Here is a 12,501-nt window from a genome sequence, read left to right as displayed (position 1 = left end):
TCCTACTTGGTCGTATATGGGCGTCAGCGCTGAGCGGCGGCGATCGATTCCCGCGCCGCCTGGGCCACCGCGTCCGCGGTGAACCCGAACTCGCGGAAGAGCACCTTGCCGTCCGCCGAGGCACCGAAGTGCTCCAGCGAGACGATGCGTCCGGCGTCGCCCACGAAGCGGTGCCAGGTCAGACCGATGCCGGCCTCGACCGCCACGCGCGCCTTGACGGACGGCGGCAGCACCGAGTCCCGGTACCCCTGGTCCTGCTCCTCGAACCACTCGACCGACGGCATCGAGACGACACGCGTCGGAACGCCCGCCGCCTGCAGCTGCTCGCGCGCCTCGACGGCGAGCTGGACCTCGGAGCCGGTGCCGATGAGCACGACCTCGGGGGAGCCGCCCTCGGCCTCGAACAGGACGTAGCCGCCCTTGGCGGCGTCCTCGTTGCGCTCGTACGTCGGCACGCCCTGGCGGGTCAGCGCGAGGCCGTGCGGGGCGCCCTTGCCGAACTCCTTGGTGTACCGGCGCAGGATCTCGCGCCAGGCGATGACGGTCTCGTTCGCGTCGGCCGGGCGGACCACGTTCAGGCCCGGGATGGCGCGCAGCGAGGCCAGGTGCTCGACCGGCTGGTGGGTCGGGCCGTCCTCGCCGAGGCCGATGGAGTCGTGCGTCCACACGTACGTCACCGGCAGGTGCATCAGCGCGGACAGACGGACGGCGTTGCGCATGTAGTCGGAGAAGACCAGGAAGGTGCCGCCGAAAATGCGCGTGTTGCCGTGCAGCGCGATGCCGTTCATCTCCGCGGCCATGGAGTGCTCGCGGATGCCGAAGTGGACCGTACGGCCGTACGGGTCGGCGCCCGGCAGCGGGTTGCCCTCGGGCAGGAACGACGAGGTCTTGTCGATCGTCGTGTTGTTCGAGCCCGCCAGGTCGGCGGAGCCGCCCCACAGCTCGGGGATGACCGGGCCGAGCGCCTGCAGGATCTTGCCGGACGCGGCACGGGTGGCGACACCCTTGCCGGTCTCGAACTCCGGGAGCTTCTCCTCCCAGCCCTTGGGCAGCTCGCCCGCGCGGATGCGGTCGAACTCGGCGGCGCGCTCGCCGTTGGCGGAGCGCCAGGCGGCGAAGCCCTTCTCCCACTCGGCCTTGGCGTCGCGGCCGCGGTCGAGGGCCTTGCGGGTGTGGGCCAGGACCTCGTCGGAGACCTCGAAGGTCTGCTCCGGGTCGAAGCCGAGGACGCGCTTGGTGGCGGCCACCTCTTCGTCGCCGAGCGCCGAGCCGTGCGCGGCCTCGGTGTTCTGCGCGTTCGGGGCGGGCCAGGCGATGATCGAGCGCATCGCGATGAAGGAGGGGCGCTCGGTCTCGGCCTGGGCGGCCTTGATCGCGGCGTACAGGGCGGCCGGGTCGAGGTCGCCGTTCTCCTTGGGGGCCACGCGCTGGACGTGCCAGCCGTACGCCTCGTACCGCTTGATGGTGTCCTCGGAGACCGCGGTCTCCGTGTCGCCCTCGATCGAGATGTGGTTGTCGTCCCACAGCAGGATCAGGTTGCCGAGCTTCTGGTGCCCGGCCAGCGACGAGGCCTCGCCGGAGATGCCCTCCTGGAGGCAGCCGTCACCGGCGATGGCGTAGATGAAGTGGTCGAACGGGGACGAGCCGGCGGCCGCCTCCGGGTCGAACAGGCCGCGCTCGTAGCGGGCGGCCATCGCCATGCCCACGGCGTTGGCGACACCCTGGCCCAGGGGGCCCGTGGTCGTCTCCACACCGACCGTGTGGCCGTACTCCGGGTGGCCCGGGGTCTTCGAGCCCCAGGTGCGGAAGGCCTTCAGGTCGTCCAGCTCCAGGCCGAAGCCGGCCAGGTAGAGCTGGGTGTAGAGGGTCAGGGACGAGTGGCCCGCAGAGAGGACGAACCGGTCGCGGCCGGTCCAGTCGGCGTCCGCGGGGTCGTGGCGCATCACCTTCTGGAAGAGGGTGTACGCGGCGGGCGCGAGGCTCATGGCCGTACCGGGATGGCCGTTGCCGACCTTCTGTACGGAATCCATGGCCAGGACGCGAGCGGTATCAACGGCTCGCTGGTCCAGTTCGGTCCACTCGAGGTCTGTGGTGGTCGGCTTGGTGCTCACCCTGAGTCAGGGCTCCTCTCCACATGTCGAATGCCGGCGGTGTAGATCCCACCGGCCGATGTCGAGCCTACCGCTGCTGGAACGCTCATTTTTTCGAGTCATTCCAGAGTGCAGTGACATGCGAGGCTCCGCCTCCCGAAAGGAAAGCGGGGGTATTCCGCAAGTGAATAAGGGGTCGCTCATATGTCCGCTCATAAGGCCACCGGTATCGCCCATTTGTCCGCTCAATGAACGCGGGGTTCCGCTCATCTGGCGGCCCAACTCGCCACCGGCACCGCACGACCGGCCGCCCAACACGACCCCACCCCCGCGAAGAGCGAGGTATGGGCAACGTCTACAGTGGCGTGGTACGCGCGGGCTTTACCGGATCTTCATGCCAGAAGGTGCTGGTCGGCCCGCTGGGATGTCTCTGTCAGGGGTGTGCGTGACGGCCGTTGAATCCCGTCCAGCGGGGGTTTCCGGGACGGACCTTAGCCCGAGCCATCGGCCGTTCGGGGCTCGTGTCAAGGCGTTCGTGGCGCTGACCAAGCCGCGGATCATCGAGCTGCTGCTCATCACCACCGTTCCGGTGATGTTCCTCGCCGAACAGGGGGTGCCCGACCTCTGGCTGGTCTTCGTGACCTGCCTGGGCGGCTACCTCTCCGCCGGGGGCGCCAACGCGCTCAACATGTACATCGACCGCGACATCGACGCCCTCATGGACCGCACGTCGCAGCGTCCGCTGGTGACCGGGATGGTCAGCCCGCGTGAATGTCTCGTGTTCGGCATCACCCTCGCGGTCGTCTCCACGCTGCTGTTCGGGTACGCCGTCAACTGGCTCTCCGCCTGGCTCTCGCTCGGCGCGCTCCTCTTCTACGTGGTCGTCTACACGATGATCCTGAAGCGGCGGACCTCCCAGAACATCGTCTGGGGCGGCATCGCGGGCTGCCTGCCGGTCCTCATCGGCTGGTCCTCGGTCACCAACTCCATGTCGTGGGCGCCGGTCGTCCTCTTCCTGGTGATGTTCTTCTGGACGCCGCCGCACTACTGGCCGCTCTCCATGAAGGTCAAGGAGGACTACGCGCGCGTGGGCGTGCCGATGCTGCCGGTCATCGCCTCGAACAAGGTGGTCGCCCGCCAGATCGTCCTCTACAGCTGGGTCATGGTCGCCGTCTCCCTGCTGCTCCAGCCGCTCGGCTACACCGGCTGGTTCTACACAGCGGTCGCGCTGGTCACCGGCGGCTGGTGGCTGTGGGAGGCGCACGGGCTCCAGAACCGCGCCAAGGCCGAGGTCACGGGCGGCAAGCTCAAGGAGATGCGGCTCTTCCACTGGTCCATCACCTACGTCTCGCTGCTCTTCGTCGCGGTGGCCGTGGACCCCTTCCTGCGCTGAGCGCACCGGATCCGCCGACGGGCGGGGCGCGTGGTGTCGAACACCACGCGCCCCGCCCGTCGCCAGTTGATCTACCCGTCGGTAGCATCCTGCCCATGGCAGACACACAGCAGGTGGACGAGAGCAAGGACGACAGCAGGCGGGCCGCGCGGGCCGAGCGCCGTGCCGCCCGGCTCGCCAAGGAGATCGGCGCCTTCGCACGGGCGCACGGCGGCGCCGAGGGGCAGGTCGCCTACATCGGCCACGAGGGCACCAGGATCGTCCTCGTCGGCGAGGACGGCGGCTGGGGCGACCTGGTGGCACCCACCTACGCCATCGCGCAGGCCGCCGTCGAGAAGGCCGGCATCACCGTCCACGAGGAATTCGCCGGGGAACTCGCCGCCAAGGTGAAGACGGGCCCCTACGAGTGGAAGCGCATGGCGGGAATGCAGCTCGGCGGCGCCACCAAGGGCTGACCGACCGACGCGCCGGACGTTCCGCGGAGAGCGGCCGAAAGCAACACCTGACACCCGGGTCACCCGTTAGGACCTTAGGAACAAGGTCCACTCATCGGGAGTCCGGATGATCGAAACACCGTCCCTGGTGGACCAGTACTGCCATGGCGTCCTCCGTACGGAGCTGGGCCTCGGCACCTTCGAGGCCCACCTCGGCCGCGGCGAGGGCCCGCCCGCCCCCGGCACCACGTTCTTCGACACCCAGACCGGCTTCGCGGTGCGCCGCTGGTGCCCGCCGCTGCTCGGCATGGAGCCGCACTGCCCGCCGGCCCGCTATCTGGCGCGCCGCCGCGAACTGGGCGTACTGGAGTCGGGCCGGCGCCTGCTGCGGGGCAGCGGCATCACCACGTACCTCGTCGACACGGGGCTGCCGGGGGACCTGACCGGGCCCGCCGAGATGGCCTGCACCGGTGACGCGGACGCCCGCGAGATCGTCCGCCTCGAATTACTCGCCGAACAGGTCGCGGACACCTCGGGCACCGCGGACACATTCCTCGCCAATCTCGCCGAGTCCGTGCACGCCGCCGCCGTCGGCGCCGTCGCCTTCACCTCGGTCGCGGGCGAGCGCCATCCGCTCGCCCTCGCCCCGGAGCCGCCGGGCCCCGGCGAGGTGCGGGGCGCGGTGGGGCGCTGGCTGGCCGGTCGGCAGGTGGGCGGGGCGCTCACCGACCCCGTGCTGCTGCGGCACCTGCTGTGGATCGCCGTGGCCTCGGGGCGGCCGCTCCAGCTGCACGCGGGGGCCGGCGACCCGCAGACGCAGGTGGGGGAGTTCGCGCGGGCCACCGCCGGGCTCGGCACCGATCTGGTGCTGCTGCACGGCTATCCGTACCACCGCAGCGCCGCGCACCTCGCGGCGGTCTTCCCGCACGTGTACGCCGATCTCGGCCCCGCGCTGGTGCGCACCGGGGCGCGGGCCGCGGCCGTCCTCGCGGAGATCCTGGAACTCGCCCCGTTCGGCAAACTGCTGTTCTCCAGCGGTGCCCACGGGCTGCCCGAACTGCACGTCGTCGGGGCCCACCTGTTCCGGGAGGCGCTCGGGCGGGTGCTCGGCACCTGGGTCGCCGAGGGCGCCTGGTCGCTCAGCGACGCGCAGCGCGTGGCGGGACTGATCGCCGCGGGCAACGCGCGCCGGGTCTACGGGCTCCCGGCCGCCACCGGAAAGTGAGCGGGCGGGGCGCGGGCGCCGGTGTCAGACGGCCGAGAGGCGTGAGTCGTCGGCCTGGGCGGGCACGTCGACGGTGGCGAGCGGCCGCTCCCGCAGCGAGAGCAGCACCCGCACCACGGCGATCCACACCAGACACGAGCCGAACATGTGCGCCCCGACCAGGAGCTCGGGCAGGTCCGTGAAGTACTGGACGTAACCGATCGCGCCCTGCGCGAGGAGGACGAGGAACAGCTCGCGGGTGCGGGCCAGCGGCCCGGCCGGCGCGTCGACCGCCTTGAGGACGAACCACAGGGCGAACGTCAGCGTCACCACGATCCAGGCGAGCACGGCGTGCAGCTTGCTGACGGCCTCCCAGTCGAAGCCCATCCGCGGCACGTCGCTGGAGTCGCCCGCGTGCGGACCGGAGCCCGTCACGACGGTGCCCGCGGCGATCAGCAGCGCGGCGGCCGCGACGAGCGACCAGACGAGCTGGACGACGGCCTTGCCGACCAGCGGGCGCGGCTCGGCGTCGCCCTCCTGGGCCCGCTGCCACATGACGATGGCGACCGCGATCAGGGCGCTGGAGAGCAGGAAGTGCGCCGCGACCGTCCATGGGTTGAGGCCGACGAGGACCACGAAACCGCCGAGCACGGCATTGCCCATCACCAGCCAGAACTGGGTCCAGCCGAGCCGGGTGAGGCTGCGCCGCATCGGCTTCTGCGAACGGGCCGCGATGATCGCCCAGCCCACCGCCGCGCACAGCACGTACGTCAGCATGCGGTTGCCGAACTCGATGGCCCCGTGGAAGCCCATCTCGCTCGTCGCGGTCAGGGACTGCTCCGTGCACTTGGGCCAGGTCGGGCAGCCGAGGCCCGAACCGGTCAGCCGGACGGCGCCGCCCGTCACCACGATGACCACCGTCATGACGAGGGAGATCATGGCCGCCTGCTGGACGGTCCGCTGAGTGGGGGTCCAGCGCTCGGCGATGAAGGCGAGCGGGTTCCGCACGGCGGAGGCGATGTCGGCTCGGGTCATGTTTGCCACGCGCCCCATCGTAGGGGGCCGCTTGTGCATGTCTTCACGAGGGGGACGAGTTGTCCCAGAGCGACCGGTGGATGCGCGCGGCGCGGGCCCGCAGCCGGGCCGCCTCGGCCGGGTCCGCGGCGCAGTCGGCGAGGAACGTGTACACCGCCACGAGCGAGGGGTGTTCCTCGCCCAGACTCACCACGAAGATGCGCTCGGCCGTGCGCAGCTCCCGCTCGGCGCGGTCCCGGTGGCCGGCGGCCCGCAGCACCGGTCCGAGCCGGCACAGCGTCTTCGCCCGATAGTGGTGGTCGGGGCCGTACGCGGTGACGTAGATCTCCTCCGCTTCCCGCAGGGTGTCGATCGCCCTGGTGAGGTGGCCCTGCGCCCACTGCAGCGAGCCGAGCTTGTTGAGACAGGCGGCGTAGGTGTGGGCCTCGGTCGCCCGGCGCTCGCCGAGCAGCGTCACCACGGGGCCGAGCAGGTCGTGCGCCTCGACGAGGAGGGCCTGGGCCCGGGCGCGCAGCCGGCGCCTCTGCAGCGGGTTGCGGGTGTGCCGGGACTCGGCCCTGCACCGCTGCCCCGTGCGGCGCAGCACGTCCGCGAGGAACTTGGCGACCTGCGCGGTCTCGAAGTCCTCCTCGCCGCGCTTGCTCCGGAAGACGGTGTGCGCCGCCCGCAGCTCGTGTTCCGCGGTGTCCAGGTCGCCGCGGTCCTGCGCGACGATGCCGATGTCGCGGTGGAGCATGGCGTGGAAGACCACGTGCTCCTCCAGGGAGGTGGAGCCGCCGCTGCGGACCAGTTCGTCCGCCCGCCGGTAGCAGTCGAGCGCCTCGGTGAGGCGGCCCGCGTTGCGGTGGATCATGCCGGCCTCCTGCTCGGTGACCGCCCAGTCGATGACCTCCCACCCCGACCCCTGGTGCTCGTAGATCCGCAGCGCGGCCTCCAGGTAGCGGCTCGCCTCACGGAACCGGTTGCGCTCCCGCAGGATGCCGCCGAACTGGCGGCAGCACTGCGCCCGCACCTGCTGGAAGGCGTCGTCGTCCTTGTGGGCGTCGCAGAGCGCGAGCGCCCGGCCGCAGGCGGCCTCGGCGGCGTCCAGGTGGGCGAGGTAGTAGTGCTGGCGGGCGATGGCGAGGTGGGCCGTCGCCAGGCTGTGCTCGGAGCCGGTGCCGAGCCCGCGCAGCTCCACCTCGCGGGAGAAGAAGGCCAGGGCGCTCTTCCAGTCGCAGCGGTGGCTCTGATAGCTGCCGGCCCGGTGCAGCAGCCGCACCAGGCACTCCGGGTCCCGTGCCGCGCCCAGGTCGCCGTCGCTCTCGTCGGCCCAGGAGGGCTCGGCGGTCACCGCGTCGACGTGCGGCATCAGCCGCTCGCAGACGCCCCGCGAGTCGAGCTGTTCGGGGACGAGCGGGAAGGCGGACTCGATCAGCCGGACCGCGGCCTGCGACCACTCAAGCCGTTCGTGGCCGGTCAGCCGGGAGCGGATGAAGATCTGCACCCGGGGGTGGATGCCGTACGTCACCGGTTCCGTGCGGCCGTCGCCCTGGCGGGTCATGAGGGAGTGGTGGACGAGTTTGAGGACGAGCCGGGTGAAGGCCAGCTGGTCCTCCATCACCAGACGCAGCCGGTCGGGCAGGACCGAGCGGTAGCGGAACAGCATGGTCCGGGGCACGTCCTCGGAGGCGAGGAAGGAGCAGAGCCGCATCAGGTCCTCGGCCGCGGGCTGCTGCACGCCGATCCGCTCGATGGCCATCTCGAACGTCTTGGCGTCGCTGTCGGCGGTCTGCTCCGAGAGCCGGTGCAGGTACTCCTCGAAGTCCTCGCTCTCCACGTTGATCTCGGCCTGCTCGATGTACGCGCCGGCCTGCTCCAGGGCGAGCGGCTGCCAGCCGAGGAGCCGCCCGAGCCTGGCCAGCCGCTCATCGGCCCCTGACCCGGTCCTGAGCCGCAGGAAGGCCATGCCGTCCGCCTCGTCGTACACGGTGAGCTCGATGGGGTCGGGGCACAGGCCGGTCCAGCCCTCGCGGAGCTGGGTGGTGATGAGGACCTCGCCCATCCCCTCGGGCGGCAGCAGGGGCTGGAGCTGCCGGTGTCGGTCGACCGGCCCGTCGCCGTGCCCCTCCGCCTCCTCCAGCTGGACGTTGTCGTAGACGAGGAGCCAGTCCGGGTGGTCGCGCAGCCAGCTCCACAGCCGGGACAGGACGACCGTCTTCGACTCGTGGTACGCGATGCCGATCAGCGCGGCGAGTTCGAGCAGGTCGCACAGGAGCCGGTCGGAACTGGTGGCGTTGAGCCAGCGGGTGAGGCTGTGCTCCGCCAGCTTCTCGTGGGCGTACGCGGTGGCCAGCTGGGACTTCCCGATGCCGCCGGTGCCGTACAGCACGCTGACGCGCCGGCCCTTGGGGCCCCTGCCCGCTCGCAGGGTCCGCTCGATCCGGGCCAGCTCCGCCTTGCGGCCCACGAAGTAGCGGGACCGGAAGGGCAGGTTGTTGGCGGGGAAGGTGGTCGCCGCGTCCTCCCCGGCGGTACGTCCGTGCGCGGGGGTGGCGGAGACGACGAGCGAGACCATGCCCAGCACGATCAGACCGACCAGGACCCACATCACAGGACCGGTCGCCCGGTCCTTCAGAAGGGCCACCAGCGCGACGGCCACGCCCGACAGCGCGGTGGTGCCCGCGGCGAGCCGTCTCACGGTGAGGGTGACGCGTCTGCGTGTCGTGGCGTACTGCTTGCGGGCGCCGACGAATAAGCCCGAAATTGATACGGACATGAGTTCCCCCTGTCTTCCCCACCCGTGCTCCCCGCAGCGCCTCCTATTCTCGGGGAAACCACGCCGGGCCGGAATATGGGAGCATCTCCGCTTCGCGGATTCGACGTTACGGAGGCGGCATGGATCTCGACGCAAAGGATCAGTCCCCGGAAGTGGGGGCGCATATCGCGTTGGTCCATTGGTCGTTTCCGCCCTGCGTCGGCGGGGTCGAATCCCATCTCTGGGACTATTCACGGCTGCTGGCGCTGGAGGGGAACCGCGTCACGGTGCTCACCGGCACGCCCGGCGCGCAGGCGCCGGGTCAACCGGGGGTGGAGGTCCTCACCCACCCGGCGCTCGACCTCGGCCGGTTCGAGCGCGACCCCGAGGAGGACCGGCACCGGCTCACCGCGTGGTTCGGCGAGGTCCTCGCCGAACGCGGCGTGCGCGTCGTGCACGGCCACAACCTCCACCACTTCAGCGAGGCCCCGGCCAGGGCCCTGGAGGTGCTGCGTGAGCCGCTGCGGCTCGTGCTCTGCCACACGTACCACAGCATCTGGGGCGGGCCGGGCAGCCGGGGTTCCACGCTCACCGCCGGGCTGTGGGACGGGCACTACGCCGTCTCGCAGTTCATGCGGACCGCCTGCGAGGAGGTGCTCGGCGTCCGGGCGGACCACACGTACCTGGGCATCGACACCGCTCCCTACGCCGCGCTCGCCCCGCTCGACGTCACACCGCGGCGGGGCATGATCCTGCTGCCCGCGCGGCTCATCCCGGACAAGGGGGCGATGCTCGCGGTGGCCGCTCTCGACCTGATCGTGCACCGCCGCATGTGCGCGGACGTTCCCCGGCTCGTCCTCACGGACACCCGTCAGACGGTCGATTTCCACGGCGAGAAGATCGGTTTCCGGGAAAGCCTCGAAAAGGAGATCGAGGAGCGCGGGCTCACCCCGTACGTGGATTTCGTGGAAGCCGGTGTGGATCAAATGCCCGCGCTGTACGCCGAGTCGACCGTCGTCGTCTACCCCTCGGATTTCGAGGAGCCGATGGGCCTCGCCCCGCTGGAGGCGATGTGCGCGGCGCGGCCCGTCGTCGTGACCCGGATGGGCGGCCTCGGCGAGGGCGTCGACGACGACGGGGTCATCGGCCACCTGGTGCCGGGACGGGACGCGGAACAGCTCGCCCTGCGCCTGGCCCATCTGCTGGACCACCGGGAGACCGGCCGCCTGATGGGACTGCGCGGCCGGGCCCATGTCCTCGACCACTTCGACCTGCGCGAGATCTATCTGCGGCAGATGCAGCGCGAGTACCGCAGGCTCCTGACCCGAGCGGACGGGGCGTCAGCCGGCGGCATCGGGACCGGCGCCCGCGCCGGTGGCTGAACCGGCGCCCGAGCCGTCGTCCGGCCCGTCGTCCGCGCCGGTGCCGATCCGCCAGCCGGCGGGCGGTCCCGTGACCGTCACCCGCCCGTCCCGGTCGACCCGTACGGAGAGATCCGCGTCCGCGAGGCGCAGCCCCGACACGGCGAGCGGGCCGAGCAGGTCAGGGGGGAGCGGGCGCAGCTCGAGCCGCCGCCGCGGGGCGTCCGGGCGCAGGCCGAGCAGGGCCGCGAGCACGGCGACACCGGACGCCGCGGACCAGCCCTGCGGGCGGCAGGCGGCCGGATAGGCGAGCGGGGCGGGGGAGGTCTCGGTGCGGGCGTCCCCGCCGTACAGCTCCGGCATCCGGTACGAGAAGTGCACCGCCGCGTCGAGCAGTCCGTCGGCGAGCGCGGCGGCCTCGGTGTGCCGGCCCGCCGCGCACAGGCCCCGCACGGCGATCGCCGTGTCGTGGGTCCACACCGAACCGCCGTGGTAGCTCATCGGGTTGAAGCCGGGCACGGCGGCGGAGCGGCTGCGCAGCCCCCAGCCGGAGTCGAGCTCCGGCGCGGCCAGCCAGGCGGCGACATCCGCGCAGCCGGCCGGGTCCAGGATGCCGGTGGCGAGCAGCTGGCCCATGTTGGAGGCGGGGCCGCTGACCGGGTCGAGGTCGCGGCCGACCGCGATGGCGACGTAGCGGGCCGCGGGCCCCTCCTTGGCGTCGATCCAGAAGGCGTCGGCGAAGCGGGCGCGGAGCGCGGCGGCCCAGTGGCGCAGCTCGCGGGCCCGCTCCGGTGCGCCGCGCGCGGCCAGCAGGTCGGCGAGCCCGGCCGCCGCCTCGTACGCGTACCCCTGCACCTCGCAGAGGGCCAGCGGCGGCTCGATGCGGCGGCCCGCCGCGTCCCGCACCGCGTCGGTGGAGTCCTTCCAGGACTGGTGGAGCAGGCCGCCGGGGCGCGGGTAGTAGCGCAGCAGGCCGTCCCCGTCCTTGCCGCAGGTGTCGACGATCCACGCCATCGCGCGCTCCGCGTACGGCAGGAGGCCGTCGACGTCGGCCGCGGGCAGGCCCCAGCGCCAGGCGTCGACCAGGAGCGAGACGAAGAGCGGGGTGGCGTCGACGGAGCCGTAATAGTGGGCGGGGAGGCAAAGCCCGTGGCCGTGCCGGGACTCCGCGCGCCGCAGTTCGTGCAGGATCCGGCCGGGCGCCTCCTCGCGGAAGTCGTCGTGGACCGTGCCCTGCCGCCGGGCGAGGGTCCACAGGGTGCCGCGGGCCAGTTCGGTGCCGAGCGGCAGCAGCATGCGGGCCGACCAGATCGAGTCCCGGCCGAAGAGCGTCAGGTACCAGGGGCAGCCTGCCGCGATGAACTGGTCGTCGCGGGAGGCCCCCCGCCGCCCCGAGCCGTCCGCGAGCCGCAGCGCCCGCAGGTCCGCGAGCCCCTGGCGGACCAGGCCCACCAGCCGCCGGTCACCGCGGACCACCGGCTCCGACCACGGCACGTGGGGGGAGGCAGCGACCGGGTGGCCCGGCGGGGCGGGCACGGCGCGGCCGGTGACGGTGAGCCGGACCAGCCAGGAGCCGCCCGGCGGCAGCTCGACGCGGGGCCAGCCGAAGGTGCCGGCCGCCGGGCCCGCCGAGGTCCGGGGCGGCGCGGGGGAGTCGGCGGCGCGGAGCCGGGCGTGGCCCGTGGCGGAGCTCCAGGAGAGGGCGGCCCTGGCGCGGTCGGCGTGCGGGCGCACGGCCCGGCCGGTGGTGCCGCGCTTGACGTCGGCGATGTCGGCGAGGTCGGTGGCGGCCGTCAGTTCGACGCTCAGGACGCGGGTGAGGGTACCGACGTTGCGCAGCAGCACCGTCTCGCCCTGCCCGGCGGTCCGTACCCGCTCGACGATCAGCGTGGGGTCGTCCGTGCCGTCGCCGGGACAGCGGTGCACGGAGGTGAAGCGGACCCGGTCGGGGCCGAGCGGCTGGACGCCGACGGGCTCGGGTACCCGGCCGTCGAGCAGCAGCCGCAGGGTGTGCAGGAGCCGCCGGTCGTGGTCGTAGAAGCCGTCGGCCCTGACGCCCGTGAGCTGGCCGTCGCGGGGCGAGGCGGTGAAGGCGGGTGCCGCGACGCAGATCACCACGTCGTGCAGGAGCGGCTGCAGGGCGCGGGTCCGGCGCGGTCCGGGTAAGTCGGGGGAGTCGGCCACGGAACGGGAGTGCCCGTTCCGCGCTCACGTCATTCGTGCGGCGGCCTTCCGGGGCGCGCGGCC

At 72.3% G+C, this 12,501-nt stretch carries 8 protein-coding genes; 4 read left to right on the top strand and 4 right to left on the bottom strand.

The genetic code is table 11. The features are described 5' to 3' along the window. Positions 1-23: 23 nt before the first annotated feature. Positions 24-2,111, bottom strand: coding sequence for a transketolase (gene tkt / locus ACZ7DY_RS31350; RefSeq protein ID WP_471141314.1), 2,088 nt, complete (start codon positions 2,109-2,111; stop codon positions 24-26). Between the two features lie 418 nt (positions 2,112-2,529). On the opposite strand from tkt, the gene ACZ7DY_RS31345 reads away from it, so the two are divergent. From ACZ7DY_RS31345 to ACZ7DY_RS31335, 3 genes are all read left to right on the top strand, one after another. Further along, entirely contained in the window at positions 2,530-3,483 is a 954-nt protein-coding gene (locus ACZ7DY_RS31345; protein ID WP_471141918.1) for a heme o synthase, read from the top strand. A gap of 95 nt (positions 3,484-3,578) precedes the next feature. Beyond that, the gene (locus tag ACZ7DY_RS31340; RefSeq protein ID WP_471141311.1) at positions 3,579-3,938 is read left to right on the top strand and encodes a hypothetical protein; all 360 of its coding nucleotides are present in this window, start codon (positions 3,579-3,581) and stop codon (positions 3,936-3,938) included. A gap of 106 nt (positions 3,939-4,044) precedes the next feature. Beyond that, positions 4,045-5,142, top strand: a complete 1,098-nt coding sequence (locus ACZ7DY_RS31335) for an amidohydrolase family protein (protein ID WP_471141308.1) — start codon at positions 4,045-4,047, stop codon at positions 5,140-5,142. 24 nt (positions 5,143-5,166) lie between these two features. On the opposite strand, the gene ACZ7DY_RS31330 is transcribed toward ACZ7DY_RS31335, so the two are convergent. Both ACZ7DY_RS31330 and ACZ7DY_RS31325 read right to left on the bottom strand, forming a co-directional pair. Then, positions 5,167-6,156: a COX15/CtaA family protein gene (locus ACZ7DY_RS31330; RefSeq protein WP_471141916.1), complete on the bottom strand. Its 990-nt coding sequence runs from the start codon at positions 6,154-6,156 to the stop codon at positions 5,167-5,169. Between the two features lie 43 nt (positions 6,157-6,199). Continuing rightward, positions 6,200-8,914 carry a tetratricopeptide repeat protein gene (locus tag ACZ7DY_RS31325; protein ID WP_471141306.1) on the bottom strand — a complete coding sequence of 905 codons (2,715 nt, stop codon included), beginning with the start codon at positions 8,912-8,914 and terminating at the stop codon, positions 6,200-6,202. A 119-nt stretch (positions 8,915-9,033) separates the two neighbouring features. Between ACZ7DY_RS31325 and ACZ7DY_RS31320 the strand changes: the two genes are divergently transcribed. Further along, positions 9,034-10,275: a glycosyltransferase family 4 protein gene (locus tag ACZ7DY_RS31320; RefSeq protein ID WP_471141303.1), complete on the top strand. Its 1,242-nt coding sequence runs from the start codon at positions 9,034-9,036 to the stop codon at positions 10,273-10,275. Here the strand turns inward: ACZ7DY_RS31320 and ACZ7DY_RS31315 are convergent. Beyond that, the gene (locus tag ACZ7DY_RS31315) at positions 10,234-12,438 is read right to left on the bottom strand and encodes a glycogen debranching N-terminal domain-containing protein (protein ID WP_471141301.1); all 2,205 of its coding nucleotides are present in this window, start codon (positions 12,436-12,438) and stop codon (positions 10,234-10,236) included. The genes ACZ7DY_RS31320 and ACZ7DY_RS31315 overlap by 42 nt on opposite strands. Positions 12,439-12,501 lie beyond the last annotated feature (63 nt).

Source organism: Streptomyces sp. NPDC037013, assembly GCF_055607265.1.
The sequence above is the reverse complement of the archived record's forward strand: the minus strand, read 5'-3'. Positions and strand labels throughout refer to the sequence as shown.

What these genes read in the sequence shown, in the direction of transcription:
- ACZ7DY_RS31340 (WP_471141311.1), top strand. Translation starts at nt 3,579, where the DNA reads ATGGCAGACACACAGCAGGTGGACGAGAGCAAGGACGACAGCAGGCGG.
- ACZ7DY_RS31335 (WP_471141308.1), top strand. Translation starts at nt 4,045, where the DNA reads ATGATCGAAACACCGTCCCTGGTGGACCAGTACTGCCATGGCGTCCTC.
- ACZ7DY_RS31330 (WP_471141916.1), bottom strand. Translation starts at nt 6,156, where the DNA reads ATGACCCGAGCCGACATCGCCTCCGCCGTGCGGAACCCGCTCGCCTTC.
- ACZ7DY_RS31320 (WP_471141303.1), top strand. Translation starts at nt 9,034, where the DNA reads ATGGATCTCGACGCAAAGGATCAGTCCCCGGAAGTGGGGGCGCATATC.
- ACZ7DY_RS31325 (WP_471141306.1), bottom strand. Translation starts at nt 8,914, where the DNA reads ATGTCCGTATCAATTTCGGGCTTATTCGTCGGCGCCCGCAAGCAGTAC.